The following is a 26,212-nucleotide window of genomic DNA, read 5'->3' on the forward strand; positions in this document are numbered from 1 at the left end:
CGGGACGGGCAGCGCGACGGATCGATTCACACAAGCGCGGAACGCAGGCGTATCCTTCGTCCCCTGCCCATTCCGACTGAAGCAAGCACGGTAATGAACGCCCCTATTCCCGACGGCACCCAGGCCGTCATCGACGGCGTCCGTCGGGTCCATTACGACGGTTACTGGATCAAGGTCTACGATCCGCCCGCCGACTCCCTGACCGCCAAGAAACAGTTGATCCAGGCCCTCACCCGGCGCCTGTTCAACCATGTCGAGCACGGTATCAACATCCCCGGAAAACGGCTCGACGACGCCCGCAGGACCTACGAAGCAGAACAGGATCCGGCGCGCAAGCGGGTCAAGGGCGCGATGTTCGCCGGCGCCCTGTTCAACCGCGCCACCGACATCTTCACCAAGCTCGTCGAACTGCAGGAACTGGGCATCGAGATCGACTCGGACAACGCCCTGATGCGCGAATGCGGTCTGTGCCTGCGCGAGGCGCTGACCCTCGGCCGCCTCGTGCTGCACCGCAGCGGGGACGAAGGCATCGACGAGCTGTGGGGCGAGCCGTTCCGCGCCTTCTCGATTCCGGTCGAGGCGTTCTATGAAAGCCGCTACATCAAGATCGCCCAGGCCCTTCGCGACCTCGACCGCATCGCCGCGGTAATGGCGGGCGCGTTCGGCTCCACTCCGCTTTTTCGCGGCATCGAACCCCTCATCGCCGACTTCGTCCGCCTCGCCAAGATCAAGTGCGAGACCTTGCGTACCGACTCCGAGATCTTCGACGTGTGGGCGGATTTCGTCGTCGCCTCCGAACGGCTCGCCGCGATCGCGCCCGGCCTGTCCCCGGCCTCGAGTGCGCACGAGCGCCAACTCGCCAGCGATGGCATGCGCCTGATCCTGCAGGGGCGCGACCTGCTCACCGATATCACCCGCGCCCGCGTCACCATGCCCAAGAGCGCGCGCGAATACATCGCGCGCTGCGAAACCTTCGCCGCCCTCACGCAGGGCACCACCTACGCGCCGTTCACCGCGATCGGCGAACGGCGCTGAAAGCACGCCGGCTCAGGCGCTCAGGCAATGACGCCGCCCCCCAGGCACACGTTCGATTCGTACACCACCACGCTCTGCCCCGGCGTGAGCGCCCACTGCGACTGGGCGAAGGCGATCTCGGCACGGCCGCCGGCGATGCGCTCGATCTCGCACGGCATGTCGGGCGTGCGGTAGCGCGGCTTGGCGGTGTACACCCAGTGGGTGTGCGGGTCGCGCCCGGCGATCCAGTTGAGGTCGGTGGCCACCAGGCGGTCCTTGAGCAGCGCCGGATGATCGTGGCCCTGGACGACATAGAGCACATTGGCCTGGACGTCCTTTTTCGCCACGTACCAGGCCTCGTGCTCGCCGGCCTCGTCCTGATTGCCCTTGATGCCACCGATCAGCAGCCCCTTGCGCTGACCGATGGTGTGATACATCAGCCCCTGGTGTTCGCCGAGCACGCGCTCGTCGTCGAGCGCGCGGATCTCGCCCGGCCGCACCGGCAGGTAGCGCATCAGGAACTCGCGGAACGGGCGCTCGCCGATGAAGCAGATGCCGGTCGAATCCTTCTTCGCCGCCACATGCAGGCCGGCAGCTTCCGCGATCCTGCGCACCTCGCGCTTGTACAAAGTGCCGAGCGGGAACAGCGTCTTCGCCAGTTGCGCCTGGGTCAGGCGATAGAGGAAGTAGCTCTGGTCCTTGGTGCCGTCCTCGGCCTTCAGCAGCTGGTACTCGCTGCGGCCGTCGTTGCTCCATTCCCGCACCCGGGCGTAGTGGCCGGTGGCGATGCGCTCGGCGCCGAGTTGCAGGGCGTGATCGAGAAAGCAGCGGAACTTGATTTCGGAATTGCACAGGATATCGGGGTTGGGCGTACGCCCGGCCTCGTACTCGCGCAGGAAGTCGGCGAACACGCGGTCCTTGTATTCCGCGCTGAAATTGACCACCTCGAGGTCGATGCCGATGACGTCGCACACCGAGGCGACGTCGACCAGGTCCTGCCGCGTCGAGCAATATTCGGAATCGTCGTCGTCCTCCCAGTTCTTCATGAACAGGCCGGTCACGTGGTAGCCCTGCTGCTTGAGCAGCAGCGCCGTCACCGACGAATCGACCCCGCCGGACATGCCGACGACCACCTTCATCCCACCCACATCCTTACTGGACATTCGGTCCACCTCCATTGAGCCATTCAGCAAGCGGCAACACGACCGCCGGTTCGCCATTGTCGACGAACCAGCTATCGACCGCATAATGCGTTCCCACCGACGCCGGCATCTCGACCCGCGCTTCCGTCGGGATGTCGTGCACTGCATCGGGGCAGTCGCACAGGGCGAGCAAAGTCGCCACGTGATCCGGAATTTCCGCCTCCGCAGGCGCCCGCGCGGGAGGAGGTAGCTCCTCGATCACGGCGCTGAAGTGCTGGAAGATCAGACGACTGCGGCGCGCGCGCGGCAGCACCTGGTGAAAACGCAGCCAGCCACGAGCCTCGAGCAAGCGCAGCATGCGGGTCGTCGAGATGGAATGGTCGATGCAATCCATGCGCCCGTCGCCCCCGCCATCGAGCAGGTTGCCACGCCGGTCGGAGCCGACCGGCGTCTGCGTTGCCGCCCCCCGGTACAGCCAGCCCAGCACTTCGGCCAGGGCCGCACGCTCGGCGGAAGCGTCCCCGGCCCGGGCCAGTCTGCGGCGCACCCGCTCGAGCTGGCCGGAGTCGATCACGACCGTCTCCTCGTGCCGGCAGCCGTAGTTATAGCAGATCTCGAACCGCGCCCCCGCCGCCGCTTCCGGGCCGGCAGCGCGGGGAGCGGAGAGGACGGCGCAAAGGAAGACGGACAGGGCCAGGAGCCGCAGCCGGGGCAGCGCCATCCGCATCGCCCGCGCATCAGTAATGGCGCAGCAGCGACAGCGGGAAACGCTGCCCGGCGAGCCAGTCGTCGACGCACTGCAGGATCAGCGGACTGCGGTGGCGCTCGGCCGTGGCGCGCAGCTCGTCGGGCGTCAGCCACAGCGCACGGACGATGCCCTCGTCGAGGCGCCGCCCGGGCACCTCGCCATCGACCCGCCCGCCGAAAGCGAAGCGCAGGTAGGTGATGTCGCCCTGCGGCCGGGTCCATTGGTAAACCCCGACCAGGTATTCCGGAGTAAAGCGGTGGGCGGTCTCTTCGAGCGTCTCGCGCACCACCGCTTCGAGCAGCGACTCGCCCTCTTCCAGGTGGCCTGCCGGCTGATTGAAGCGCAGCCCTTCGGGCGTCTCCTCCTCGACGAGCAGAAAGCGGCCGTCGCGCTCGATCACTGCGGCAACGGTGACGTTGGGTTTCCAGCTACGCTCGTTCATGTCTCGCCACTCCACCAGGACAGGGGGGGCGCATTTTAACCCGCGGCACGCTCCACACCGCCGCCCGGAGCACACTCGCCACCGCCCCGGCGACGGCTTTGCGCTAGAATTGCGCGGCTCGGCGCCCGCACACCGCGGACCCCATTCATTCTTGATACAGGCGGAGATTTTGATCATGTCCATGGCTGATCGTGACGGTTTCATCTGGCAAGACGGCAAGCTCGTTCCGTGGCGCGAAGCGACCACCCACGTGCTGACCCATTCCCTGCACTACGGGCTGGCCGTCTTCGAAGGCGTGCGCGCCTACAACACCGTCTCCGGCACCGCCATCTTCCGCCTCGCCGAGCACACCCAGCGCCTGATCAACTCGGGCAAGATTTACATGATGGACATTCCGTACTCGAAGGATGAACTCATGGAGGCGCAGAAGGAGGTCGTGCGCGCGAACAAGCTCGAATCCTGCTACCTGCGCCCGATCGCCTTCTACGGCTCGGAAAAGATGGGCATCTCCACCCGCGGCGCGACCGTGCATGTCGCCATCGCCGCCTGGCCGTGGGGCGCCTACCTGGGCGAGGAAGGCCTGGAAAAAGGCATCCGCATCAAGACCTCCTCCTACACCCGCCACCACGTCAACTCGACGATGCCGCGTGCCAAGCTCGCCGCAACCTACCCGAACTCGATCCTCGCCAACCTCGAAGTCACCAAGCAGGGCTACGACGAGGCCCTGCTCCTCGACAACCAGGGCTTCGTCGCCGAAGGCGCCGGCGAGAACCTCTTCGTGGTCAAGGACGGCAAGATCTTCGAACCGGAAATCGCCTCCGCGCTGACCGGCATCACCCGCGACTCGGTCATCACCATCGCCCGCGAACTCGGCTACGAAGTCCACTCCAAGCGCCTCACCCGCGACGACATCTATCTCGCCGACGAAGCCTTCTTCACCGGCACCGCGGCCGAAGTGACGCCGATCCGCGAACTCGACGACCGCACCATCGGCGCCGGCAGGCGCGGCCCGGTCACCGAGAAGATCCAGAGCCGCTTCTTCGACGTCGTCAATGGCCGCGCGCCCGAGTACGACCACTGGCTGGCCCACGTCTGATACCTTCGTTCTGCGAGAACCATCCCATGGTTGAAAACACCGACAAGACCCAGGCCGTCGCCATTGCCGCGAAGGATCTCCCCCTGCACTGCCCGCCCCCGGGAGCGCCGCTGTGGGCGCGCCACCCGCGCGTCTTCCTCGACATCCTGAAGACCGGCGAGGCCGTGTGCCCGTATTGCAGCGCGCATTACGTGTTCACCGGCGAGCGCCCGAAGGGGCACCACTGAAGCACGCCCCGGCCTCCGGGGCGCTCCGGCACGGGGGGCCGCAGGCCCCCTTTTTCGTTGCGGGTGCAGGCCGCAAGCCGGTGTTCAGTCGAAAGTTTCCGCTTCGGCCAGCGCTTTGCCCTGCGCATCCTTCCCCGACAGCTGCGGCTCGCCTTCGAGCGGCCACCCGACTCCGACCGCGGGGTCGTTCCAGGCCAGGCAGCGCTCGTATTCGGGGGCGTAGTAATCGGTCGTCTTGTACAGGAAGTCGGCGCTGTCGCTGAGCACAACGAAACCGTGGGCGAAGCCCGGCGGCACCCACAGCTGGCGATGATTGTCCGCCGACAGCTCCACCCCCACCCATTTGCCGAAGGTCGACGAGCGGCGACGCAGATCGACCGCGACGTCGAACACGCGCCCGTTCACGACACGGACGAGTTTCCCCTGCGGCTGCCGGATCTGGTAGTGCAGGCCGCGCAGCACCCCTTTCGCCGAGCGCGAATGGTTGTCCTGGACGAACACCGCATCGACCCCGGTGGCATCGCGAAAAGCGCGCGCATTGAAGCTTTCGAGGAAAAAACCGCGGCTGTCGCCGAACACCTTCGGCTCCAGCACCAGCACCTCCGCAATCGCCGTTTGCGTGACCTTCATCAGAACACCTTTTCTTCCAGCAGCTGCTGCAGATATTGCCCGTAGCCGTTCTTGGCCAGCGGCGCCGCCAGCGCCCGCAACTGCGCGGCATCGATCCAGCCCTCCCGCCAGGCGACCTCTTCCGGGCAGGCGATCTTCAGGCCCTGGCGATGCTCGATGGTCTGGATGAACATCCCGGCCTCGAGCAGGCTTTCATGGGTGCCGGTGTCCAGCCAGGCATGGCCGCGCCCCATGACCTGCACGTCGAGCTCGCCCCATTCGAGGTAGCGCCGGTTCACGTCGGTGATCTCCAGCTCCCCGCGTGCGCTCGGGCGCAGGCCTCGCGCTACCTCGACCACCCTTTCATCGTAGAAATAGAGCCCGGTGACCGCGTAGCGGCTCTTCGGCCGCAGCGGCTTTTCCTCCAGGCTCACCGCACGTCCGTCACGGTCGAACTCGACCACTCCGTAGCGCTCCGGATCCTGCACCGGATAGGCGAACACCGAGGCGCCCACCGTGCGCAGCGCGGCCCGCTGCAGCGCATCGGCAAGATCGTGACCGTAGAACAGGTTGTCCCCCAGCACCAGGGCCGAAGGGCCGCCGGCGAGAAAATCCTCGCCGATCAGGAAGGCCTGGGCAAGGCCGTCCGGGTTGGGCTGGACGGCGTACTCGAAACACACCCCCCACTGGCTGCCGTCGCCCAGCAACTGCCTGAAGCGCGGCGTATCCTGCGGCGTCGAGATGATCAGGATCTCCCGAATTCCGGCCAGCATCAGCGTGGTGAGCGGATAGTAGATCATCGGCTTGTCGTAGACCGGCAGCAGCTGCTTGGAAACGGCGAGCGTCGCCGGATGCAGCCGGGTGCCCGAGCCCCCGGCGAGGATGATGCCCTTGCGTGTCGTCATCGGAATCCTGCTCGAAAAAAGGAAAGGGCGGAAAATGCCCGGCGCGGATTGTAAACCCTCCCTCCCACCGCGAAAAAAGAACCCGACGTTCAGCTCGCTCCGCTTCCATCCGCCGGCGGCGAGGCGAAGATCGGGCACGGATCCGGACACAGGCCTTCATTCCCCGGCCAAGGGGCATAGAATGCGCACCTCCGTCACCGCTTTCGTTTTCGCTTTTTCCTTCCGGACAGCCTCATGACCACTCCTCGCTACGCCCCTCCCGCTCCCGAAATCTTCAAGGCCTACGACATCCGCGGCATCGTCGACACCGTGCTGACGCCCGACGCGGCACGCGCGATCGGCCACGCCCTGGGTTCCGAAGCGGTGGCGCGCGGCCAGCGGGCGATCGCCGTCGGCCGCGACGGCCGGCTGTCCGGCCCGGCGCTGGCCGGAGCGCTCGCCGAAGGCATCCGCGCCGCAGGCGTCGACGTCATCGACATCGGCTGCGTGCCCACCCCGCTGACCTATTTCGCCGCCCACGCCCTGGGCTGCGACTCCTGCGTCTCGGTCACCGGCAGCCACAACCCCCCCGACTACAACGGCCTGAAGATGGTGCTCGGCGGGCAGACCCTGTACGGCGAGCTGATCCAGGCCCTGCGCCGGCGCATCGTCGACGACGACCTGGCGGCCGGCGAAGGCGCGCTGCGCAGCGCCGACGTCCGCACCGCCTACCTCGACCGCATCGTCGCCGACGTCAGACTCGCGCGCCCGATGAAGATCGTCGTCGACTGCGGCAACGGCGTCGCCGGCGGCATTGCGCCCGAACTGTTCCGCCGCCTCGGCTGCGAAGTGAACGAGCTGTTCTGCGACGTCGACGGCCGCTTCCCCAACCACCACCCCGACCCGTCCAAGCCCGAGAACCTGCAGGACGTGATCCGCGCCCTGCGCGACACCGACGCCGAACTGGGCCTCGCCTTCGACGGCGACGGCGACCGCCTCGGCGTGGTCACCAAGGACGGCGAGATCATCTTCCCCGACCGCCAGCTGATGCTGTTCGCCGAGGACGTGCTGACCCGCGTGCCCGGCGGCGAGATCATCTTCGACGTCAAATGCACGCGCAATCTCGCCCCCTGGGTCCGCGCGCGCGGCGGCAAGCCGACGATGTGGAACACCGGCCACGCGCTGGTCAAGGCCAAGCTGAAGGAAACCGGCGCTCCGCTCGCCGGCGAGATGAGCGGCCACATGTTCTTCAAGGAACGCTGGTTCGGCTTCGACGACGGCCTCTATGCCGGCGCCCGCCTGCTCGAGATTCTGTCCGCGCGCCCCGACCCCAACGCCGCACTGAAAGCGCTGCCGAATGCGGTCAATACGCCCGAGCTGAACCTGAAGATGAACGAGGGCGAACCTTTCGAGCTGGTGCGCCGGCTGCAGCAAGGGGCACGCTTCGACGGCGCCGGCGAAGTGATCACCCTCGACGGCGTGCGCGCCGAATACGCCGACGGCTTCGGTCTGGCCCGCGCCTCGAACACCACGCCGGTGGTGGTGCTGCGCTTCGAGGCCGACGACGAGGCGGCGCTGACACGCATCCAGAGCGCCTTCCGCAGCGCGATTGACAGCGTCTGGCCGGGGCTGAAGCTGCCGTTCTGAAGCCTTCGCGCACGCAGGGGAGATGCATCTCCCCCGTGCATTCCCCCGCACACCGTAGCGCTGCGGGCCATGCCTTTCCCAGCATGGACAAAATGCGGGAAAGTACTATCTATAGAGGAGCGGGGGTGCTCGAGGAGTAGGCCATGGCGAACCGGAACTACAGCCGTGCGGACTGGCAGACGGCACAGGTCGTCGACGACGTCGTGGCTTACCTCATGCGCGGCGGGCGGCCCGCGAGCGCCAAATCGTTCATGAACGAGCACCTCGTCCCGCCGATGGTTCAACGTCGCGTACTGGCCAACCAGGCCGCCGTCAGGCACAGGATTTCGCCCGCGGCCTAGCGCCTCCGCGCCCCGCGGCATGCCGAGCGTCGAGCCCGGCCGCCCCCTCGCGCGGCTGCGACAGGAGGGCGTCCGGGCACGCCCTTGAAGCTTTGTTTCGGCGGGCGGGTTAGCGCTTCGCCTCCACCCAGCCTCGCACCGCGGCCAGTGCCGCCGGCAGGTTTTCCGGCCGGGTGCCGCCCGCCTGGGCCATGTCGGGACGGCCGCCGCCTTTGCCCCCGACCTGCTGGGCGACAAAGTTGACCAGCTCGCCGGCCTTGAACTTGCTGGTCTGGTCGGCAGTAACGCCGGCAATCAGGCTGACCTTGCCTTCGCTCGCCGCCGCCAGCACGATCACCGCCGGCTTCAGCTTGTCCTTGAGCTTGTCCAGGGTTTCACGCAGGGTGGGTACGTCGGCGCCTTCGAGCACCGCCGCCAGCACCTTGACCCCCCCGACCTCCATCGCCTGCCCGGCGAGATCGTCGCCCTGGCTGGCGGCGAGCTTGCTTTTCAGGCGCGCGACTTCTTTTTCCAGCATGCGGACGCTGTCGAGGATGCCGGCGACACGTTCGGCGGCTTCGTCCGGCTGCACTTTCAGCAGCGCGGACATGCCCTGCACCCGGCGCTCCTGCTCCTGCAGGTAGCGCAGCGCGTTCTCGCCGGTAATCGCCTCGACGCGGCGGATGCCGGCGGCGACACCGCCTTCGCTGGTGATCTTGAACAGACCGATGTCGCCGGTGCGCGAGACGTGGGTACCGCCGCACAGCTCCTTCGAGCTGCCGATCGACAGCACCCGCACTTCGTCGGCGTACTTCTCGCCGAACAGCATCATCGCGCCGGATTTCTGCGCCGCATCGAGCGCCATGAGCTCGGCGCGGGTGTCGGTGTTGGCGAGGATCTCGCGGTTGACGATCTCTTCGACCTCACGGATTTCCTCGGCGCTCATCGGTGCAGTGTGGGCGAAGTCGAAACGGGTCTTGTCGGGATCGACGAGCGAGCCCTTCTGCTGCACGTGGGTGCCGAGCACTTCACGCAAAGCCTTGTGCATCAGGTGGGTGACCGAGTGATTGCGCGCAGTCGCGGCACGCGCAGCGACGTCGACCCGGGCGCTCACGCCCTGGCCGACGACCAGCTTTCCGGTACGGACCACGCCATGGTGGCCGAACACCGCGGCCTGGATCTTCTGCGTGTCCTCGACGCCGAAGATCCCGGCCGTAGCGCGCAGTTCGCCGCGATCACCGGCCTGGCCGCCGGACTCGGCGTAGAACGGGGTGTGATCGAGCACGACCACGCCCATCTCGCCTTCGAGCAGCTCATTGACCGGCGCGCTGTCCTTGTACAGGGCGAGGATGTTGCCCTTCTCTTCCAGCAGCTCGTAGCCGTGGAAAGTAGTCTCGGGGCCGTCATAATCCAGGTTGGCCGCCATCTTGAACTTGCCCGCGGCGCGTGCCTGCTCCTTCTGCCGCGCCATCGCGGCGTCGAAGGCGACGGCATCCACGATCACGCCACGCTCACGGCAGATATCGGCGGTGAGGTCGAGCGGGAAGCCATAGGTGTCGTGCAGCTTGAAGGCGGTGTTGCCGTCGAAGACGGTCTTGCCGGCGGCTTCCATCGCAGCGAGCTCAGCTTCGACAATCGCCATGCCGTTCTCGAGGGTGGCGAAGAAGCGCTCCTCCTCCTGGCGCAGCACATCGGTGATGCGGCGCTCGCCGTCCTTGAGCTCGGGATAGGCGCGGCCCATCTCGCCGACCAGATCGGGCACCATCCTGTGGAAGAAGGCGGCGCGCGCACCGAGCTTGTAGCCGTGGCGGATGGCACGGCGGATGATGCGGCGCAGCACGTAGCCGCGGCCCTCGTTGCCCGGGATCACGCCGTCGGCGACCAGGAAGGAGCAGGCGCGGATGTGGTCGGCCAGCACTTTCAGCGAGGGCGAATCCAGGTCGGCGCCGGAATTCTCGCCCCCCACTTCACGATAAGCGGCCTGGATCAGGACCTGGAAGAGGTCGATCTCGTAGTTGGCGTGCACACCCTGCAGCACCGCCGCAATGCGCTCCAGGCCCATGCCGGTGTCGACCGAGGGCCGGGGCAGCGGGTGCATCACGCCCTGCTCGTCGCGGTTGAACTGCATGAACACGTTGTTCCAGATCTCGATGTAGCGGTCGCCATCTTCCTCCGGCGATCCCGGAGGGCCGCCCCAGATGTGTTCGCCGTGGTCGTAGAAGATTTCCGTGCAGGGCCCGCAAGGTCCCGTATCGCCCATCATCCAGAAGTTATCGGAGGCGTAGCGCGCGCCCTTGTTGTCACCGATGCGGATCACGCGCTCGGCGGGCACGCCGACTTCCCTGGTCCAGATCTCAAACGCCTCGTCGTCCTCGGCGTACACCGTGACCCAGAGCTTGTCCTTGGGCAGCTTGAAGACCTCGGTGAGCAGCTCCCAGGCGTAGGCAATCGCGTCGCGCTTGAAGTAGTCGCCGAAGCTGAAGTTGCCCAGCATCTCGAAGAAGGTATGGTGGCGCGCGGTGTAGCCGACGTTCTCGAGGTCGTTGTGTTTGCCGCCGGCGCGCACGCATTTCTGCGAAGTGGTGGCGCGGCTGTAGGGACGCTTGTCGAAGCCGAGGAAGACGTCCTTGAACTGGTTCATGCCGGCGTTGGTGAACAGCAGCGTCGGGTCTTCGTGCGGCACGAGCGAGCTGGAGGCCACGATCTGGTGGCCCTTGGATTCGAAGAACTTGAGGAAGGCGTCGCGGATTTCGGCGGATTTCATGAAGGGTCCAGAGGAGAAAAGAGTTCGAGTCGTGTTCTTGGGTCGCGCACGCGGGGGCACGGATCAATGCGCATTGTCGCGCAGGGGATTGGCGAGCCAGGCGCCGTCCGGCAGGCGGTAGATGTCGAAGTCGCTATCGATCGAGAGCACCTCGCGGGAGCCTGTCTGCACGGCCAGCTGCACAACCGAAGCATCGGCAAGGTCCATCGGACGGTCGCGATACTTGCCGACCAGTCCGGCGATGGCGCCGATGCAGCCCTGCTCCAGCTCGGCGATCGCCAGCCCGCCGCGATCGATCCAGCTCAACAGGCGCAACTGCGCGTCTACGCTGTAGCGCAACAGATGCATGACCTCGGTGAGCACCGGCCAGGTCGTCACCAGCGAGACCTCGTTGCCGCGCAGGAAAGACACGCAAGCCTGATGGTGGCGGTCGGCCGGATTGAACAGCGCCAGCAAGGGCCCGGCGTCAATGATCATGCTTCGCACGCAGCGACTCCGTCAGATAGTCCTTGCGGTGCTCGGCGAGATCCGTCGGTCCGGAATCGGCGCTGCCGAAGAGGTCTTTTCCGAGCTCATAGGGGGTCTTGCGCGGAGCGACGCGGGCAAGGTATTCGCGCAAGCTGGCCTTGACCAGCTCGCTCTTGCTGCGCCCGGTCTGCGCGGCGGCGCGCGCGAGTTCGGACTCGAGCTCGGGATCGAGGCGGATCGACAAGGTCATGAGGCCGGTTCTCTGTATTACACAACGTAATGCATCGTATGACGCACTGCGATCGAAGTCAATTTCGCCCTCCCTGCCTCGTCCGCCCTGCCTATAATTATGCGTTACGACAACCACCCCGACTCGAGAACATCATGGGCAACCGCCTCTCCAAGATCTACACCCGCACCGGCGACGCCGGCACCACCGGCCTGGGCGACGGCAAGCGGGTATCGAAGAACAGCCTGCGCATCCACGCCCTGGGCGAAGTCGACGAGACCAATGCCGTGGTCGGCCTGCTGCTGTGCGAGGCGTTGCCCGACGAGGTGCGCACGCTGCTCACCGACGTCCAGCACGACTTGTTCGACCTTGGCGGTGAAGTGTGCATCCCCGGCATGAGCATGATCACCGGCAAGCAGGTGATCCGCCTGGAAGAAGCGCTCGATGGCTTCAACGAAGCGCTGCCGCCGCTCAAGGATTTCATCCTGCCCGGCGGCACCCGCGCCGCGGCGCTCGCCCACCATGCCCGCACCGTGTGCCGCCGCGCCGAGCGCGCGCTGGTGGCGCTGGCGCTGGAAGAAGCGGTCGGTGATGGCCCGCGCCAGTACCTCAACCGCCTCTCCGATCTGCTCTTCGTGCTCGGTCGCGTGCTCAACCGTGCCGGTGGGCGCGACGACGTGCTGTGGCAAAAGCGCAAGAACGCCTGATCAACCCGCCTCGAACAGGGAACCCTGGAGCTTCGCCGCCGGGGAGTCGGCGTGCTCGCCAAAGCGCACGCCGACACCGAGCAAACGCACCGGCAGCGCCTTGCGCGCATGTGCCTCACCCAGTAATCGCAGCCACACCGCCTCGTCAGGCGCGCTGCTGAGGCATTCCGCGGTGGTCCGGCTGAAGTCGGAGAAGCGCACCTTGACGAAAGCCTTGTGCACCGGCGGGCGGTCGCGCACACGCTCGAAGCGGCGGTGGAAATCCTCCAGCAGCGCGCGCAGGGCCGCCCGGCAGGCCGCCAGGTCGTGCAGGTCCGGCGTGTAGGTGGTTTCGACCGACAAGGACTTGCGGATCCGGTCCGGCTGCACCGCGCGCTCGTCGATGCCCCGGCACAGCTGGTGCAGGCTGGCGCCGAAGCTGCCGAATTCACGGGTGAGATCGGCTACGCTCCAGCCGCGCAGGTCGCCGCAGGTGTGCACGCCGAGCCGGTTGAGCTTGGCCGCAGTGACCTTGCCGACGCCGAAGATCTTGTTCACCGGCAGCGCGGCGACGAAAGCGTCGACATCCTGCGGGCGGACGACGAACTGGCCATCGGGCTTGTTCCAGTCGCTCGCCACCTTGGCGATGAACTTGTTGGGGGCGATCCCGGCCGAGGCGGTGATGCCGACTTGGTCGCGGATACGGGCGCGGATTTCCTCCGCCATCAGCGTCGCCGAGCCGCGGCAGTGGTCCACGCCGCTGACGTCGAGATAGGCCTCGTCGAGCGACAGCGGCTCGACCAGCGCGGTGTACTCGCGATAGATGGCGAGAATCCGCTGCGAAGCGGCACGGTAGCGCTCGAAGTCGGGCGGCAGCAGGATCAGGCGGGGGCACAGCTGCAGCGCCCGCGCGGTCGGCATCGCCGAATGCACGCCGAAGGCGCGCGCCTCGTAGTTGCAGGTGGCGATCACCCCGCGCGTCTCGGCACGCCCCCCGACCGCCAGCGGACGCCCGCGCAGCGAAGGGTCGTCGCGCATCTCGACCGCGGCATAAAAGCAGTCGCAGTCGCAATGGATGATCTTGCGCGTGGCCATGCTCACACCGGGCCTCCCCCGCTATCGCGGCGCGCTCCGGCCCGGCCCGCATCCATCCCCCGGTAAAACGGCCCGCCCATGACTTCGCTCCGTGCCGCAAACGGAAAGGAGCTGCCGGCGCGGACTGCGCCCCGGCACGCCTTCAACCGTTTACTCGAACTCGGCCGCGCGCTTGACCCGGCGCTGACGCACCGCCTCGGCGAGGAGGTCGAGTACCTGCACACTGTCTTCCCAGCCGATGCAGGCGTCGGTGATGCTCTTGCCGTACTCGAGCTCCTTGCCCGGCATCAGGTCCTGGCGCCCTTCCTTGAGGTGGGACTCGACCATCACCCCCATGATCCGCTCATCGCCCGCGGCCATCTGGGCAGCAGTATCCTTCGCCACCTCGATCTGCAGCCGGTGCTGCTTGCGGCTGTTGGCGTGGGAAAAATCGATCATCACCTTGGAGCAGACGCTGGCGGCGGCCAGCTCCTTGCTTGCGACATCGACGCTCGCGGCGTCGTAGTTCGGCTCCTTGCCGCCGCGCAGGATCACGTGGCAGTCCTCGTTGCCGCGGGTGGACACGATCGCCGAATGGCCGGCCTTGGTCACCGACAGGAAGTGGTGCGGCGCCTGCGCGGCCTTGATCGCATCGACCGCGATGCGCAGATTGCCGTCGGTGCCGTTCTTGAAGCCGACCGGGCACGACAGCCCGGAAGCGAGTTCGCGGTGCACCTGGCTTTCGGTGGTGCGCGCGCCGATCGCCCCCCAGGCGATCAGATCGGCGATGTACTGCGGCGTGATCATGTCGAGGAACTCGGTGCCCGCCGGCAGGCCGAGCTCGTTGATTTCCCACAGCAGCTTGCGCGCGAGGCGCACGCCCTCGTTGATGCGGAAGCTGTTGTCGAGGTAAGGATCGTTGATCAGCCCCTTCCAGCCCACCGTGGTGCGCGGCTTCTCGAAATACACCCGCATCACCACGAGGAGGTCGTCCTTGAGCCGGTCGGCCTCGGCCTTGAGCTTGTTCGCATAATCGATCGCGGCCGCGGCATCGTGGATCGAGCATGGCCCGATCACCACCAGCAGGCGGTCGTCGGCGCCATAAAGGATGCGGTGGATGCCCTGGCGCGCCTCGTAGGCGACTCCCGCCGCCTTCGGCGTGGCCGGAAACTCGCGCAACACGTGCACCGGCGGCACGAGTTCCTTGATTTCCTGGATGCGGACGTCGTCGATGTGGATCTTCATGGAGGCGGGCATGCTCGAACTCTGCGTCAAGGCTGGAAGAAGCTTCCAATTCTAGCCCAAAGCATGGCGCGGCTGGGTCTGCGCCAGCGGCCGGAAGCCCCGGCAGTCGCCCTGTTTGCGGCATCTTGCCCCGTTTGCGGCGTTTTTTCGGGCAGCGGGCATCATCAACGGAATAAGACTCGATAAAAATGGTCCAACCGCTGTAACTTCATTGCGCCTCCACCGAGATTCACCGCCATGCTGATCAAGCCCCCTCCCGACCTCCCCCCGTCCGAGATCACGCCGCGCAAGCTGTTCGAGGCGCGGCGCAGCTTCCTCGCCCACACCGCCCTCGGCCTGACCGCGGGCGCCGCCCTGTGGCACGGTCTGCCGGTGCACGCGGCGAGCCGACTGGATGGCCGCCCTTCGCCGCACTCGACGGCCGAGCCGCTCACCGCACACAAGGCGGTGACGGGCTACAACAACTTCTACGAATTCGGCACCGACAAGGCCGACCCTGCGCGCCACGCCGCCAAGATGCAGGTCCGCCCGTGGACGCTGCGCGTCGAAGGCCTCGCCGCCCGCCCGCGCAGCTTCGACATCGACGATGTGCTGAAGCTGGCGCCGTTGGAGGAGCGCATCTACCGCCTGCGCTGCGTCGAAGGCTGGTCGATGGTGATCCCGTGGCTGGGCTTTCCCCTTGCCGCCGTGCTGAAGGAAGTGGAACCGCTGGGCAGCGCGAAGTACGTCGAGTTCGTCAGCCATTACGACCCGGCGATCATGCTCCGGCGGCCGGTCCTCGACTGGCCCTACCGCGAAGGCCTGCGTCTGGACGAAGCCCTGCATCCGCTGACGATCCTGGCCCTGGGGCTGTACGGCGAACGCCTGCCGAACCAGAACGGCGCCCCGCTGCGCCTGGTCGTACCCTGGAAGTACGGCTTCAAGAGCGCAAAGTCGATCGTCGCCATCCGCCTCGTCGAACACCAGCCCGCCACCGCATGGAACCTGGCGGCACCGCAGGAGTACGGCTTCTACTCCAACGTCAACCCGCAGGTCGCCCACCCGCGCTGGAGCCAGGCCAGCGAGCGCCGCATCGGCGAACTGCGCAAGCGCCCCACGCTGATGTTCAACGGCTACGCCGAACAGGTCGCCGGCCTCTACCGGGGCATGGATCTGGCGAAGGAGTTCTGAACCGGAGCGTTTCCCCCGGACCGCCTTCCGCCCTTTGGCCCGCCCTTCCACCTTCACCCTCTCTTTCTTATTGCTTACCCGCCCGCCGCCATGCCATTTCTTCCACCTTCGCTACGAATGCCTTCCGCACGCCGGATCTCGTCGATCAAGGCGCTGCTTTTCGTGCTCTGCCTGCTCCCCGCCGCACAGCTCGCCCTGGGCTGGCAGGCCGATACGCTCGGCGCCAACCCGGTCGAGACTCTCACCCGCGACAGCGGCGAGTGGGCGCTGCGCTTTCTGCTCCTGACCCTCACGGTAACGCCGCTGCGCCGCCTCAGCGGCCTGCACTGGCTGCTGCGCCTGCGCCGCATGCTGGGGCTGTACGCTTTCGCCTACGCCGTGGCGCACTTCGCCCTCTACCTGTGGCTGGACCAGTTCTTCGACTGGGGCGCGATCGCCCGCGACATCCTCGAGCGCCCGTTCATCAGCGTCGGTTTCGCCGCTTTCGTGCTGCTGCTGCCGCTCGCCGCCACCTCCAACGCCTTCGCCATCGGCCGTCTCGGCGGCCGCCGCTGGCAAGCGCTGCACCGCGCGGTCTACGGCATCGCGATCCTCGCGGTGGTGCATTTCTGGTGGCTGGTGAAAGCCGACCTGCGCGAACCGCTGCTCTACGCTGCGATCCTGGCCGTGCTGCTGGGCCTGCGCGCGGGGTGGCGCGAGCAGGAGCGCCGCCGCCAGCTGTCGGCGCCGCCGCCGGCGAAACACCTCGAGCGCCCGCTGATCCGCATCATGCCGAAGTAGCGCGGCACGGGACGGCCAGCCGCCACAGTGAAGTGACTTCGGCGGCGCGCGCGGCGTGCAGCGCATCACCGGCGTCGGCGGCTTTGCGGTGGCGCGGGCGGATGTCCTCGCGGCCGACCACTTCCAGCCCGGCAGTTTCGATCCAGCCAAGCAGTTCGGCCCGCGTGCGCAGGCCAAGGTGCTCGGCCAGATCCGACAGGATCAGCCAACCCTCGCCGCCCGCCTCCAGATGCGCCGCCAGCCCGGCGAGAAAGCCGCGCAACATGCGGCTGTCGGGGTCGTACACCGCATGCTCGATCGCCGCGCCCGGCCTGGCCGGGACCCAGGGCGGATTGCACACCACCAGCGGCGCGCGGCCGGGGGGAAAGAGATCGGCCTGCAGCAGCTCGACACCACCGGCCAGCCCCAGACGGTCGAGGTTTTCACGTGCACAGCCCAACGCCCGCGCATCCTGATCGGTGGCCACCACCCGGGCCACCCCGCGCCGCGCCAGCAGGGCGGCGATCACCCCGGAGCCGGTACCGATGTCGAACGCCAGCCGCGGCGACGGCAGCGGAACGCGTGCGACCAGGTCCAGGTATTCGCCGCGCAGCGGCGAGAACACCCCGTACCAGGGGTGGATGCGCGCCTCCAGCGCCGGCACCCACACGCCTTTGCGCCGCCACTCGTGCGCCCCGATCAGGCCGAGCAGCTCGCGCAGGGAAATCACGAACGGCGCCGCGGGCAGGTCCGCATCGGGCGTGCCCGCAATCGCTTCGGCCACGGCTTCGGCGACATCCGGCGCCCGCCGCAGGGCAATGCGCGCCGCACCCTCGAAGGGGATCAGCAGCATTCCCAGCGCACGGGCGCGCTGGGCCTGGGCCATGCGGTGGAGGTGGAAGGCCTCGGCCGCCGCAGCCGGTTCGCGGGCGCGCTTGCGCGGACCGCGGTCGGCACGCCGGCCCATGGCCTGGAGCAGCTGGCGGGCGTTGTGGTAGTCGCCCCGCCACAGCAGGGCGGTGCCTTCGCAGGCGAGCCGCCAGGCGGCGTCGGCCGTCATCGTGTCGTCGGCCACCACCACGCGCTTCGGCGGCGCGTGCCCGCTCTCGGTGCGCCAGCGCGCACTGCGGGCCTCGCCGTCTTCAATCCACGTCAGACGGGAACTCCGGGCCGCAGAGTCGGCCACCGTGCGCGCCCTTTCTTCGTCTCTCTCTTCGCCCCGCGCATCGCCCGCGGCCGCAGGCGCGGCATGGCCAGTGCCCGCAGCCGCCGGGCCGGCCGGCGCCGTACCGTCGCTCCGCCGGGGGTTCAAGCCTGTTTCGTCCGGATCGCATGCTTGGGGCGGAAAGCCTTGATCACCGCTTCGTCGGTTTCGACGTAGGGCCCGCCGATGAGGTCGATGCAGTAGGGCACGGCAGCGAAGATGCCGACGTGGCGCACCGTGCCGTCGGCATCGCGCACCCCTTCGAGGGTCTCGCGGATCGATTTGGGCTGGCCGGGCAGGTTGATGATCAGGCAGCGGCCGCGGATCACCGCAACCTGGCGCGACAGGATCGCGGTGGGGACGAAGTTCAGGCTGATGCGGCGCATCTCCTCGCCGAAACCGGGCATTTCCTTGTCGCTGATCGCGAGCGTGGCCTCGGGAGTCAGGTCGCGCGGCGCCGGGCCGGTGCCGCCGGTGGTCAGCACCAGGTCGCAGCCAGCCTCATCGACCAGTTCAACCAGGGTGCGCTCGATCACCGGGCGCTCGTCCGGAATCAGCCGCGTTTCGGCGCTCCACGGCGAGGTCAGCGCCCTGCCCAGCCAGTCCTGCAGCGCGGGGATGCCTTGATCTTCGTAAGTGCCTTCGGAGGCGCGGTCGCTGATCGACACCAGGCCGATGCGGATGGGTTCGCTCATGGGTTCAGTCTCATCGTCGGTGGATCACAGGGGGGTGCCGTAGCAGGCATGCGGCAAGCACCGCAGCGGCCGGCGCGCGCCCGCTTCATTCGTCCGCAGGCTTGCCCGGCGCGGGCGCGGCCCCGTCCCCGGTTTCTTCCGCAGCGGCGTCCTGCGCTTCCTGCAGTTCGCGCAGCACGCGGAAGATTTCGCGGAAGGATTTCGGCGGCTTGCCCGCCTCGCGCTCCTTGAGTGCGTTGCGGCGCAGCGTGCGCAGGTATTGCAGATCGGCGCCGGGCCAGGATTCGGCGATGCTGCCGATGACTTTTTCGTCCTCGAGCAGATCGCTGCGCAGACGCTCGAGGCGGTGCATCTTCGCCACTTCGGCGGCTGAATTCCCGGCGAAGATCTCGAGCTGGGCCTGGATCGGCGCCGGGTCGATCTTGCGCATCAGCTTGCCGATGTACTGCATCTGGCGCCGCCGTGCTTCCATCTTGAAACCTTGCGCGGCGCGGACGGCGTCGTACAGCACATCGGGCAGCGGCACTTTCTTCAGGCGCTCGGCGGACAACGCGACGAGTTGTTCGCCCAGATCCTGGAGCGCGTGCATTTCGCGCTTGCGACTGCTTTTGCTTGGCGGCTCGACGAAATCGTCCTCGTCCTGCACGGCGGGATGGGGGGAGTGGCGTGAATCGGAGCGCATTGCGTGCATGGGGGGCTGGCGTGATCGGAGTAAGATTATAGCCTTTGCACGCACACGACCCCTCCATGTCCGATCAAGGCTTTTCCTTCACCCAGGCGCAGCTCGCCGAAATCGCCACCGACATCCTGAAGCACGCCAAACAAGGCGGCGCCTCGGCCTGCGAGACCGACGTTTCGGAAGGCTTCGGCCAGTCGGTCGCGGTGCGCCGCAGCGAAGTCGATACCATCGAGTACAACCGCGACAAGGGCGTCGGCGTCACCGTCTATCTGGGCCAGCAGCGCGGCTATGCGAGCACCTCCGATTTCTCCGGGAAAGCGCTGAAGGCCACGGTCGACGCCGCACTGTCGATCGCCCGCTTCACCGCCCCCGACCCCTGCGCCGGACTGGCGGATGCGGCGCTGATGGCGCGCGCGCAGGACATGCCCGACCTCGACCTCTTCCACCCGTGGAAGATCGACATCGACACGGCGATCGAACTCGCCCGGCGCTGCGAGGACGCCGCCTTCGCGGTGAGCCCGAAGATCCGCAACTCGGAAGGCGCCAACACCTCGATCCAGCAGTCGCACTTCGTTTCCACCAACAGCCACGGCTTTCTCGGCGGTTACGCGACCACCCGCCACGGCCTGTCGTGTTCGGTGATCGCCGGCGACAGCGACGACAGCGACGATAGCGACGGCATGCAGCGCGAATTCTGGTACGACTCGCGGCGCGATCCGGCCGAACTGATGGCGCCGGAAGACATCGGCCGCATCGCCGGCGAGCGCGCGATCGCCCGGCTGGGGGCGAAGCAGATCCGCACCTGCGAAGTGCCGGTGATCTTCGAAGCTCCGCTCGCGGTCTCGCTGCTCGGCAACTTCACGCAGGCCGTCAGCGGCGGTTCGCTGTACCGCAAATCGAGCTTCCTGCTCGACAGCCTGGGGCAGTCCGTGTTCTCCCCCGTGGTCAGCATCTCCGAACGCCCGCACCTGAAAAAAGCCTTCGGCTCCAGCCCCTTCGACAGCGACGGCGTCGCCACCCGCGACCGTGAAGTAGTCATCGACGGCGTGCTCCAGGGCTACTTCCTGTCCACCTATTCGGCGCGCAAGCTGGGCATGCAGACCACCGCCAACGCCGGCGGCTCGCACAACTTGCTGGTGAAGCCGGGCACACAGGATCTCGCCGGGCTGATCCGGCAGATGGAGCGGGGCCTGCTCGTCACCGAACTGCTCGGCCACGGCGTCAATTACGTCACCGGCGATTACTCGCGCGGCGCTGCCGGCTTCTGGGTGGAAAAGGGTCGCATCAAGCATGCGGTCGAGGAAGTCACCATCGCCGGCAACCTGCGCGACATGTTCCGCGGCATCGTCGCGGTCGGCAACGACGCCCTGCCGCGCGGGGCCAAGCTGTGCGGCTCGCTGCTGATCGACAGCATGAAGGTGGCCGGGCGCTGAGCCCGGCGAGGGCGACCGCGCCCCGCCCGAACGGAGCGCGGCGGTCCGATCCTGCCCCTGGACGGAGCCTATAATCGGCCTCCGATATTCACCCCAAGACACAAGGAGAAACCGTGGAGCGTCGTTCCTTCCTCAAGAAAGCCGGTGCCGGCCTTGCCGCCGGTGCGACTGCAGGCATGGCCTCGACCGCCGTGTCCGCCGCGCCTGCCGTGCATACCGGCCTGCCCGAAATCAAGTGGCGGATGACCTCGAGCTTCCCGAAGAGCATCGACACCCTGTTCGGCAGCGCCGAAATGCTCGCCAACCGCGTGCGCGAGATCACCGGCGGCAAGTTCGACATCCGCATCCACGCCCCGGGCGAGATCGTCCCCGCGCTGATGGCGCTCGACGCGGTGCAGCAGAACACGGTCGAAATGTGCCACACCTGCTCCTACTACTACGTCGGCAAGGACAAGGCCTTCGGTTTCGGCACCGCCGTGCCCTTCGGCCTCAACGCGCGCCAGATGGACGCCTGGATCATTGCCGGCAATGGTCAGCAGCTGCTCGACGAGTTCTATGCCAACTACAACCTCTACTCCTTCCTCGGCGGCAACACCGGGGTGCAGATGGGCGGCTGGTACCGCAAGCAGATCCACACCGTGGACGACATCAAGGGGCTGAAGATCCGCATCGCCGGCCTCGGTGGCGAAATCCTCTCACGCATGGGAGCGGTGCCGCAGCAACTCGGCGGCGGCGATATCTACACTTCATTGGAAAAGGGCACGATCGACGCTGCCGAATGGGTCGCCCCCTACGACGATGAAAAGCTCGGCCTGTACAAGGTGGCGCCTTACTACTATTCGCCGGGCTGGTGGGAGCCGGGTCCGGTGGTGCATTTCTTCGTCAACCGCGGGGAATGGGACAAGCTGCCGAAGGAATACCAGGCGGCCTTCCGCGCCGCCTCGCGCGAAGCTCACATCCTGATGACATCGACTTACGACCACAAGAACCCCCAGGCCCTCGCCCGCCTGCTCGGTCAGGGCGTGAAGCTGCAGGGCTTCTCCACCGAGATCATGAAGAAGGCCTACGACGTATCGCGCGAGCTGTACGCCGAGGAAGCGGCGAAGAACCCCGCGTGGGCGAAGATCTACGCCGACTTCGACAAATACCGCAAGTCGCAGAACGCCTGGTTCGGCGTCGCCGAAGCCGGCTTCGACCGCTTCATGCAGTCGGTGCGTTAACCGCGCGCCCGTCCGCAAGCCACGCCCGCCGTATCGACGAGACCCCTGCGGGGGTCTCGCCGTTTCCGCGGCGTCGCCCTCCACGCACGAACGGGCCGACATTCCGCAAGAGGCCACATCGCCATGAACGACAATTCCGCCTGCCGCATCTGCCTGGTCCGCCACGGCGAAACGGCCTGGAATACCGAACGCCGGCTGCAGGGCCATATCGACGTCCCGCTCAACGGCACCGGCCTCGCCCAAGCCGAAGCCGCCGCACGCCATCTCGCCGGGCAGGGCTTCGCCGCGCTCTACAGCAGCGATCTGCAGCGCGCGCACCAGACCGCAGCCGCGATCGGGCGCCCCCATGGGCTCGACGCCGAACCCGAGCACAGATTGCGGGAACGTCATTACGGGCTCTTCCAGGGGCTCACTTACGAAGAAGCCGAACACCGCCACCCCGAGCTTTATCGCCGCTTCAAGGCACGCGAAACCACCCTCGCCTTCCCGGAGGGCGGCGAGAGCCTGCGCGACTTCGCCGACCGGGTGCGGGCGGCACTGACCGACATCGCCCTGCGCCACCGTGGCGAGCAGGTGCTGGTCGTCACCCATGGCGGCGTGCTCGACATCACCCACCGCCTCGCCACCGGCACGGCGCTCGCCTCACCGCGCAACTTCCCGATTCCGAACGCCGCCCTGAACTGGATCGAGTACCAGGGCAGCGCCTGGCGCCTGCTCGCGTGGGCGGACGAAAGCCATCTGCAGGAAACACTCGACGAATTGCCGGACGCCTGAAAAGCGCCCCGGATCATGACGAACGCAACGAAAATAAGGGTTTTCCGCGGTTTTCGCCACCCACCCCAAGCTCCCTATAATCGCGCCGTTCATTCAAACACCCCGGAAGGAGACACAATGGAACGCCGCAAATTCCTCCAAGGCGCCGGTATGGCCGGCATTCTCGCCGCAGGCACCGCCCCGGCGATCGTGCATGCCCAGCAGCAGATCCGCTGGCGCCTGGCTTCGAGCTTTCCGAAATCGCTCGATACCCTGTATGGCGGCGCCGTAACCTTCGCCAAGAACGTCAGTGAGGCCACCGGCGGCAAGTTCGAAGTCAGCGTGCATGCGGCAGGCGAACTCGTGCCGGCCTTCGGCGTCGTCGATGCGCTGCAGCAGGACACCATCGAGTGCGCCCACACTGCGCCGTACTATTTCTTCGGCAAGGACGAATCTTTCGCTCTCGACTGCGCCATCCCGTTCGGCATGAACGCACGCCAGATGCAGGCCTGGATGCACCACGGCAACGGCCTGAAGCTGCTGCGCGAGTTCTACGCCCAGTTCAACATCGTCAACTTCGTGATGGGCAACTCCGGCGCCCAGATGGGCGGCTGGTACCGCAAGGAGATCAACTCGGTCAAGGATCTGGAAGGCCTCAAGATCCGCATCGGCGGCTTTGCCGGCCGCGTCATCACCAAGCTCGGCGCGGTGCCGCAGAACATTCCCGCGGGCGAAATCTACCAGGCGCTGGAAAAGGGAACGGTGGATGCGGCGGAGTGGATCGGCCCCTACGACGACCTGCGTCTGGGCCTGCACAAGGTGGCGAAGAACTACTACTACCCGGCGTGGTGGGAAGGCAGCACGCAGTTCTCGCTGCTGGTCAACGCCAAGGCATTCAACGGTCTGTCGAAAGAATATCAGGCGATCGTGCGCCAGGCCGCCTCCGACGCTCACATCGACGTCATCGCACGCTACGACGCGCACAACCCGAGCTCGCTCAAGCAACTCATCGCCGAAGGGGCGAAACTGCAGCGACTGCCCAAGGACGTCATGGACGCTGCGTTCAAGGCCTCGCGCGAGGTCTATGCTGACCTGAACGGCAAGAACCCGAACTGGAAGAAGATCTACGGCGACTACTCGCGCTTCCTCGCCGACGCTTACCAGTGGGAAGGCGTCGCCGAAGGCAGCTACAACCAGTACATGTCGGCGCAGAAACTATAATCCGCTCAAGCGCCCGGCCATTTCGGCCGGGCGCCTGCCGACCATTTGCAGACGATTCTGGCATCACCCCCTTGCCGAGCGCGCATTCCGATCCGCTCGGCTTTTTTGTGGCCATTCAGTTCCAGGTAACGTCCATGGGAACACTACTCAACTTCACGCGGCTCATCGATACCATCAGCCGCTTCTTCGGCAAGATGGTCATCTGGCTCGTGCTCGCCTCCACCGTCATCAGCGCCGCCAATGCCATCGCGCGCAAGGCCTTCAACGTCGGTTCGAATGCCTTCCTTGAAATCCAGTGGTACCTGTTCGCCGCCGTGTTCCTGCTCGGCGCCGGCTACACCTTCCTGAAGAATGCCCATGTGCGCATCGACGTGCTCGCGAGCAAATTGTCGATGCGCACTCGTACGTACATCGACATCGTCGGCATCGTCGTCTTCCTGCTGCCGATGTGCTGGTTCATGATCCAGTTCTCGTGGCCGGTCGTCGTCGGCGCCTATCAGTCCGGCGAAGTGTCCTCCAACGCCGGCGGCCTGATCCGCTGGCCGGTCTATGCCCTGGTGCCGGGAGGCTTTGCCCTGCTCGGGCTGCAGGGCCTCTCCGAGCTCATCAAGCGCTTCGCCTTCCTGCAGGGTGCCGGGCCGAATCCGCTGCTGCAGGGCGGCGATGACGGCGATCAAGCCGAGCAGGACCACCAGCCCGATCAATCCGCCGGCGAGACCCAGAAATGATTGAACTTCTCTCCAACAGCATTCCGCAGCTGATGTTCGGCGGGCTGCTGATCTTCCTCCTGACCGGCTTTCCGGTCGCCTTCTCGCTCGCCGCCACCGGTCTTTTGTTCGGTTTCATCGGCATGGAACTCGGGCTGCTGCCGCCGAGCCTGTTCCAGGCCCTGCCGCTGCGGGTGTTCGGCATCATCCAGAACGACACCCTGCTGGCGATTCCCTTCTTCACCCTGATGGGCCTGATCCTCGAGCGCAGCGGCATGGCCGAAGACCTGCTCGATACCGTCGGCCAGGTGTTCGGTCCGATCCGCGGCGGCCTCGCGCTCGCAGTGATCTTCGTCGGCGCACTGCTCGCCGCCACCACCGGCGTGGTCGCTGCCTCGGTGATTTCGATGGGCCTGATTTCGCTGCCGATCATGCTGCGCTACGGCTACAGCCGCGCGGTGGCGAGCGGGGCGATCACCGCCTCGGGCACGCTGGCGCAGATCGTGCCGCCCTCGCTGGTGCTGATCGTGATGGCTGATCAGCTCGGGCGCAGCGTCGGCGATCTGTACAAGGGCGCCTTCATCCCGGCCTTCGCACTGATCGGACTGTACGCCCTCTTCATCATCGGCCTGGCAATCTTCAAGCCGGCGATGGTCCCCGCACTGCCCCCCGAGGCCCGTACCTACCGCGAGCCCGACGGCAGCTCGGGGATGCGCTCGCTCGGCGTGTTCGCCCTTGTCATCGTCGCAATCTCGGTGGCCTTCGGCTGGTTCTACGCCGACATCGTCAGCGCGGCAAAAGGCGAGGCGGTCACCCCGGCACTCGACGAAACCATCGTCGTCACCCTCACCGGCGGCACCCTGCTCGCCTTTGTCGCCGCGCTGCTGAACAAGGCCCTCGGCCTCGGCCTGCTGTCGCGCATCACCGAGCGCGTCACCTTCGTGCTGATCCCGCCGCTCGTGCTGATCTTCCTCGTGCTCGGCACCATCTTCCTCGGCATTGCCACCCCCACCGAAGGCGGCGCGATGGGTGCGGTAGGCGGCATGATCATGGCCTTCGCGCGCGGCAAGCTCGACATGAGCCTGCTCACGCATGCGCTGGAGTCGACTGCGCGCCTGTCGTGCTTCGTGCTCTTCATCCTGATCGGCTCGACCATCTTCAGCTTCACCTTCACCGCGGTGGACGGCCAGATCTGGGTCGAGCACCTGTTCGACAAGCTGCCCGGCGGCCAGCTCGGCTTCCTGCTGTTCGTCAACGTGGTGATCTTCTTCCTCGGCTTTTTCATTGACTTCTTCGAGATCGCCTTCATTCTGGTGCCGCTGCTGGCGCCGGTGGCCGACAAGATGGGGATCGATCTGGTGTGGTTCGGCGTGCTGCTGGCGATGAACCTGCAGACCTCCTTCCTGACTCCGCCCTTCGGTTTCGCCCTCTTCTACCTGCGCAGCGTGGCGCCGTCCAAAGCCTACACCGACCGCAGCACCCGCAAGCAGATCGAAGGCGTGAAGACGATGGACATCTACCGCGGCTCGATCCCCTTCGTGCTCTTGCAGATCGTGATGGTGGTAATGCTGATCGCCTTCCCGCAGCTGGTAACCTCGGGCCTGGATGAGAAGGTCGAGGTCGATCTGGAGTCGATCCGGATCGAGATTCCGACCGGTGATGGAGGCTGGGGGAACGAGCAAAAGGACGGTGGCTGGTAAGCCCTCGCGTACCCCGAGAGCTCCGTTCCTCCCGACGCGCGCGCCCCCGGGCGCGCGCTGCCGTTCGAGCCCGTTG

Annotated in this window: 27 protein-coding genes; 14 read left to right on the plus strand and 13 right to left on the minus strand. The window is 66.7% G+C overall.

The features are described 5' to 3' along the window. Positions 1 to 93: 93 nt before the first annotated feature. The gene (locus Tharo_RS11925; RefSeq protein WP_107221394.1) at positions 94 to 1,035 is read left to right on the plus strand and encodes a hypothetical protein; all 942 of its coding nucleotides are present in this window, start codon (positions 94 to 96) and stop codon (positions 1,033 to 1,035) included. Positions 1,036 to 1,055: 20 nt separating this feature from the next. On the opposite strand, the gene mnmA is transcribed toward Tharo_RS11925, so the two are convergent. Genes mnmA through Tharo_RS11940 form a run of 3 tightly spaced genes read right to left on the minus strand, consistent with a single transcriptional unit; the run spans position 1,056 to position 3,346 of the window. After that, positions 1,056 to 2,153, minus strand: coding sequence for a tRNA 2-thiouridine(34) synthase MnmA (gene mnmA / locus Tharo_RS11930; RefSeq protein WP_107221395.1), 1,098 nt, complete (start codon positions 2,151 to 2,153; stop codon positions 1,056 to 1,058). Positions 2,154 to 2,166: 13 nt separating this feature from the next. Then, positions 2,167 to 2,877 carry a hypothetical protein gene (locus tag Tharo_RS11935; protein WP_211309603.1) on the minus strand — a complete coding sequence of 237 codons (711 nt, stop codon included), beginning with the start codon at positions 2,875 to 2,877 and terminating at the stop codon, positions 2,167 to 2,169. 16 nt (positions 2,878 to 2,893) lie between these two features. Further along, complete coding sequence (locus Tharo_RS11940) at positions 2,894 to 3,346, minus strand: NUDIX hydrolase (protein WP_107221396.1); 453 nt, start codon at positions 3,344 to 3,346, stop codon at positions 2,894 to 2,896. Between the two features lie 175 nt (positions 3,347 to 3,521). Between Tharo_RS11940 and Tharo_RS11945 the strand changes: the two genes are divergently transcribed. Together Tharo_RS11945 and Tharo_RS11950 are read left to right on the plus strand one after the other, a co-directional pair. Continuing rightward, positions 3,522 to 4,442, plus strand: coding sequence for a branched-chain amino acid transaminase (locus Tharo_RS11945; RefSeq protein ID WP_107221397.1), 921 nt, complete (start codon positions 3,522 to 3,524; stop codon positions 4,440 to 4,442). A 26-nt stretch (positions 4,443 to 4,468) separates the two neighbouring features. Further along, on the plus strand, positions 4,469 to 4,669 hold the full coding sequence (locus Tharo_RS11950) for a zinc-finger domain-containing protein (protein ID WP_075149338.1): 201 nt from the start codon (positions 4,469 to 4,471) through the stop codon (positions 4,667 to 4,669). 84 nt (positions 4,670 to 4,753) lie between these two features. Here Tharo_RS11950 and rfbC read toward each other — a convergent pair whose 3' ends face one another. After that, positions 4,754 to 5,299, minus strand: coding sequence for a dTDP-4-dehydrorhamnose 3,5-epimerase (gene rfbC, locus Tharo_RS11955; RefSeq protein WP_107221398.1), 546 nt, complete (start codon positions 5,297 to 5,299; stop codon positions 4,754 to 4,756). After that, positions 5,299 to 6,183 (minus strand): glucose-1-phosphate thymidylyltransferase RfbA, encoded by an 885-nt coding sequence (gene rfbA / locus Tharo_RS11960; RefSeq protein ID WP_107221399.1) that lies wholly within the window; start codon positions 6,181 to 6,183, stop codon positions 5,299 to 5,301. The genes rfbC and rfbA overlap by 1 nt, the downstream gene beginning before the upstream one ends. A gap of 234 nt (positions 6,184 to 6,417) precedes the next feature. Between rfbA and Tharo_RS11965 the strand changes: the two genes are divergently transcribed. Both Tharo_RS11965 and Tharo_RS11970 read left to right on the plus strand, forming a co-directional pair. Further along, entirely contained in the window at positions 6,418 to 7,809 is a 1,392-nt protein-coding gene (locus tag Tharo_RS11965) for a phosphomannomutase/phosphoglucomutase (RefSeq protein WP_107221400.1), read from the plus strand. A gap of 143 nt (positions 7,810 to 7,952) precedes the next feature. After that, the gene (locus Tharo_RS11970) at positions 7,953 to 8,150 is read left to right on the plus strand and encodes a hypothetical protein (RefSeq protein WP_107221401.1); all 198 of its coding nucleotides are present in this window, start codon (positions 7,953 to 7,955) and stop codon (positions 8,148 to 8,150) included. Between the two features lie 109 nt (positions 8,151 to 8,259). Here the strand turns inward: Tharo_RS11970 and alaS are convergent, their stop codons facing one another. The 3 genes from alaS to Tharo_RS11985 all read right to left on the minus strand — a co-directional run bounded on the left by alaS (position 8,260) and on the right by Tharo_RS11985 (position 11,611). Then, the gene (gene alaS / locus Tharo_RS11975) at positions 8,260 to 10,893 is read right to left on the minus strand and encodes an alanine--tRNA ligase (protein ID WP_107221402.1); all 2,634 of its coding nucleotides are present in this window, start codon (positions 10,891 to 10,893) and stop codon (positions 8,260 to 8,262) included. Between the two features lie 63 nt (positions 10,894 to 10,956). After that, the gene (locus tag Tharo_RS11980) at positions 10,957 to 11,370 is read right to left on the minus strand and encodes a type II toxin-antitoxin system VapC family toxin (RefSeq protein ID WP_107221403.1); all 414 of its coding nucleotides are present in this window, start codon (positions 11,368 to 11,370) and stop codon (positions 10,957 to 10,959) included. Further along, positions 11,360 to 11,611, minus strand: coding sequence for a ribbon-helix-helix protein, CopG family (locus Tharo_RS11985; protein WP_107221404.1), 252 nt, complete (start codon positions 11,609 to 11,611; stop codon positions 11,360 to 11,362). The genes Tharo_RS11980 and Tharo_RS11985 overlap by 11 nt, the downstream gene beginning before the upstream one ends. 134 nt (positions 11,612 to 11,745) lie before the next feature. On the opposite strand from Tharo_RS11985, the gene Tharo_RS11990 reads away from it, so the two are divergent. After that, positions 11,746 to 12,297 (plus strand): cob(I)yrinic acid a,c-diamide adenosyltransferase, encoded by a 552-nt coding sequence (locus Tharo_RS11990; protein WP_107221405.1) that lies wholly within the window; start codon positions 11,746 to 11,748, stop codon positions 12,295 to 12,297. On the opposite strand, the gene dinB is transcribed toward Tharo_RS11990, so the two are convergent. Next, positions 12,298 to 13,371: a DNA polymerase IV gene (gene dinB, locus Tharo_RS11995; RefSeq protein WP_107221406.1), complete on the minus strand. Its 1,074-nt coding sequence runs from the start codon at positions 13,369 to 13,371 to the stop codon at positions 12,298 to 12,300. It abuts the gene before it with no gap. Positions 13,372 to 13,521: 150 nt separating this feature from the next. After that, on the minus strand, positions 13,522 to 14,607 hold the full coding sequence (gene aroG / locus Tharo_RS12000) for a 3-deoxy-7-phosphoheptulonate synthase AroG (RefSeq protein WP_107221407.1): 1,086 nt from the start codon (positions 14,605 to 14,607) through the stop codon (positions 13,522 to 13,524). A 225-nt stretch (positions 14,608 to 14,832) separates the two neighbouring features. Here aroG and msrP point away from each other — a divergent pair, with 225 nt between their 5' ends. Continuing rightward, the gene (gene msrP / locus Tharo_RS12005) at positions 14,833 to 15,765 is read left to right on the plus strand and encodes a protein-methionine-sulfoxide reductase catalytic subunit MsrP (protein WP_107221408.1); all 933 of its coding nucleotides are present in this window, start codon (positions 14,833 to 14,835) and stop codon (positions 15,763 to 15,765) included. Between the two features lie 117 nt (positions 15,766 to 15,882). Next, positions 15,883 to 16,545: a protein-methionine-sulfoxide reductase heme-binding subunit MsrQ gene (locus Tharo_RS12010; protein ID WP_245880892.1), complete on the plus strand. Its 663-nt coding sequence runs from the start codon at positions 15,883 to 15,885 to the stop codon at positions 16,543 to 16,545. On the opposite strand, the gene Tharo_RS12015 is transcribed toward Tharo_RS12010, so the two are convergent. The 3 genes from Tharo_RS12015 to yjgA form a co-directional block, all read right to left on the minus strand. After that, positions 16,532 to 17,710, minus strand: coding sequence for a methyltransferase (locus tag Tharo_RS12015; RefSeq protein WP_107221410.1), 1,179 nt, complete (start codon positions 17,708 to 17,710; stop codon positions 16,532 to 16,534). The genes Tharo_RS12010 and Tharo_RS12015 overlap by 14 nt on opposite strands. A gap of 122 nt (positions 17,711 to 17,832) precedes the next feature. Next, positions 17,833 to 18,423 carry a molybdopterin adenylyltransferase gene (mog, locus tag Tharo_RS12020; RefSeq protein ID WP_107221411.1) on the minus strand — a complete coding sequence of 197 codons (591 nt, stop codon included), beginning with the start codon at positions 18,421 to 18,423 and terminating at the stop codon, positions 17,833 to 17,835. A gap of 85 nt (positions 18,424 to 18,508) precedes the next feature. Further along, positions 18,509 to 19,114, minus strand: coding sequence for a ribosome biogenesis factor YjgA (gene yjgA, locus Tharo_RS12025; RefSeq protein WP_107221412.1), 606 nt, complete (start codon positions 19,112 to 19,114; stop codon positions 18,509 to 18,511). Positions 19,115 to 19,170: 56 nt separating this feature from the next. Here yjgA and pmbA point away from each other — a divergent pair, with 56 nt between their 5' ends. The 6 genes from pmbA (at position 19,171) to Tharo_RS12055 (ending at position 26,136) form a co-directional block, all read left to right on the plus strand. After that, entirely contained in the window at positions 19,171 to 20,535 is a 1,365-nt protein-coding gene (gene pmbA, locus Tharo_RS12030) for a metalloprotease PmbA (RefSeq protein ID WP_107221413.1), read from the plus strand. A 113-nt stretch (positions 20,536 to 20,648) separates the two neighbouring features. Next, positions 20,649 to 21,755 (plus strand): TRAP transporter substrate-binding protein, encoded by a 1,107-nt coding sequence (locus Tharo_RS12035; protein WP_107221414.1) that lies wholly within the window; start codon positions 20,649 to 20,651, stop codon positions 21,753 to 21,755. 123 nt (positions 21,756 to 21,878) lie between these two features. Beyond that, a complete protein-coding gene (locus Tharo_RS12040; protein ID WP_107221415.1) occupies positions 21,879 to 22,529 on the plus strand; it encodes a histidine phosphatase family protein in 651 nt (216 codons plus the stop codon). Positions 22,530 to 22,646: 117 nt separating this feature from the next. Then, positions 22,647 to 23,729, plus strand: coding sequence for a TRAP transporter substrate-binding protein (locus Tharo_RS12045; protein ID WP_107221416.1), 1,083 nt, complete (start codon positions 22,647 to 22,649; stop codon positions 23,727 to 23,729). A 134-nt stretch (positions 23,730 to 23,863) separates the two neighbouring features. Beyond that, entirely contained in the window at positions 23,864 to 24,457 is a 594-nt protein-coding gene (locus Tharo_RS12050) for a TRAP transporter small permease subunit (protein ID WP_107222408.1), read from the plus strand. Then, positions 24,454 to 26,136: a TRAP transporter large permease gene (locus Tharo_RS12055; protein WP_107221417.1), complete on the plus strand. Its 1,683-nt coding sequence runs from the start codon at positions 24,454 to 24,456 to the stop codon at positions 26,134 to 26,136. The genes Tharo_RS12050 and Tharo_RS12055 overlap by 4 nt, the downstream gene beginning before the upstream one ends. Positions 26,137 to 26,212: the final 76 nt, after the last annotated feature.

It is taken from the genome of Thauera aromatica K172 (assembly GCF_003030465.1).
Classification (GTDB): domain Bacteria; phylum Pseudomonadota; class Gammaproteobacteria; order Burkholderiales; family Rhodocyclaceae; genus Thauera; species Thauera aromatica.

What these genes read in the sequence shown, in the direction of transcription:
- Tharo_RS11925 (WP_107221394.1), top strand. Translation starts at nt 94, where the DNA reads ATGAACGCCCCTATTCCCGACGGCACCCAGGCCGTCATCGACGGCGTC.
- mnmA (WP_107221395.1), bottom strand. Translation starts at nt 2,153, where the DNA reads ATGAAGGTGGTCGTCGGCATGTCCGGCGGGGTCGATTCGTCGGTGACG.
- Tharo_RS11935 (WP_211309603.1), bottom strand. Translation starts at nt 2,877, where the DNA reads ATGGCGCTGCCCCGGCTGCGGCTCCTGGCCCTGTCCGTCTTCCTTTGC.
- Tharo_RS11940 (WP_107221396.1), bottom strand. Translation starts at nt 3,346, where the DNA reads ATGAACGAGCGTAGCTGGAAACCCAACGTCACCGTTGCCGCAGTGATC.
- Tharo_RS11945 (WP_107221397.1), top strand. Translation starts at nt 3,522, where the DNA reads ATGTCCATGGCTGATCGTGACGGTTTCATCTGGCAAGACGGCAAGCTC.
- Tharo_RS11950 (WP_075149338.1), top strand. Translation starts at nt 4,469, where the DNA reads ATGGTTGAAAACACCGACAAGACCCAGGCCGTCGCCATTGCCGCGAAG.
- rfbC (WP_107221398.1), bottom strand. Translation starts at nt 5,299, where the DNA reads ATGAAGGTCACGCAAACGGCGATTGCGGAGGTGCTGGTGCTGGAGCCG.
- rfbA (WP_107221399.1), bottom strand. Translation starts at nt 6,183, where the DNA reads ATGACGACACGCAAGGGCATCATCCTCGCCGGGGGCTCGGGCACCCGG.
- Tharo_RS11965 (WP_107221400.1), top strand. Translation starts at nt 6,418, where the DNA reads ATGACCACTCCTCGCTACGCCCCTCCCGCTCCCGAAATCTTCAAGGCC.
- Tharo_RS11970 (WP_107221401.1), top strand. Translation starts at nt 7,953, where the DNA reads ATGGCGAACCGGAACTACAGCCGTGCGGACTGGCAGACGGCACAGGTC.
- alaS (WP_107221402.1), bottom strand. Translation starts at nt 10,893, where the DNA reads ATGAAATCCGCCGAAATCCGCGACGCCTTCCTCAAGTTCTTCGAATCC.
- Tharo_RS11980 (WP_107221403.1), bottom strand. Translation starts at nt 11,370, where the DNA reads ATGATCATTGACGCCGGGCCCTTGCTGGCGCTGTTCAATCCGGCCGAC.
- Tharo_RS11985 (WP_107221404.1), bottom strand. Translation starts at nt 11,611, where the DNA reads ATGACCTTGTCGATCCGCCTCGATCCCGAGCTCGAGTCCGAACTCGCG.
- Tharo_RS11990 (WP_107221405.1), top strand. Translation starts at nt 11,746, where the DNA reads ATGGGCAACCGCCTCTCCAAGATCTACACCCGCACCGGCGACGCCGGC.
- dinB (WP_107221406.1), bottom strand. Translation starts at nt 13,371, where the DNA reads ATGGCCACGCGCAAGATCATCCATTGCGACTGCGACTGCTTTTATGCC.
- aroG (WP_107221407.1), bottom strand. Translation starts at nt 14,607, where the DNA reads ATGCCCGCCTCCATGAAGATCCACATCGACGACGTCCGCATCCAGGAA.
- msrP (WP_107221408.1), top strand. Translation starts at nt 14,833, where the DNA reads ATGCTGATCAAGCCCCCTCCCGACCTCCCCCCGTCCGAGATCACGCCG.
- Tharo_RS12010 (WP_245880892.1), top strand. Translation starts at nt 15,883, where the DNA reads ATGCCTTCCGCACGCCGGATCTCGTCGATCAAGGCGCTGCTTTTCGTG.
- mog (WP_107221411.1), bottom strand. Translation starts at nt 18,423, where the DNA reads ATGAGCGAACCCATCCGCATCGGCCTGGTGTCGATCAGCGACCGCGCC.
- yjgA (WP_107221412.1), bottom strand. Translation starts at nt 19,114, where the DNA reads ATGCACGCAATGCGCTCCGATTCACGCCACTCCCCCCATCCCGCCGTG.
- pmbA (WP_107221413.1), top strand. Translation starts at nt 19,171, where the DNA reads ATGTCCGATCAAGGCTTTTCCTTCACCCAGGCGCAGCTCGCCGAAATC.
- Tharo_RS12040 (WP_107221415.1), top strand. Translation starts at nt 21,879, where the DNA reads ATGAACGACAATTCCGCCTGCCGCATCTGCCTGGTCCGCCACGGCGAA.
- Tharo_RS12045 (WP_107221416.1), top strand. Translation starts at nt 22,647, where the DNA reads ATGGAACGCCGCAAATTCCTCCAAGGCGCCGGTATGGCCGGCATTCTC.
- Tharo_RS12050 (WP_107222408.1), top strand. Translation starts at nt 23,864, where the DNA reads ATGGGAACACTACTCAACTTCACGCGGCTCATCGATACCATCAGCCGC.
- Tharo_RS12055 (WP_107221417.1), top strand. Translation starts at nt 24,454, where the DNA reads ATGATTGAACTTCTCTCCAACAGCATTCCGCAGCTGATGTTCGGCGGG.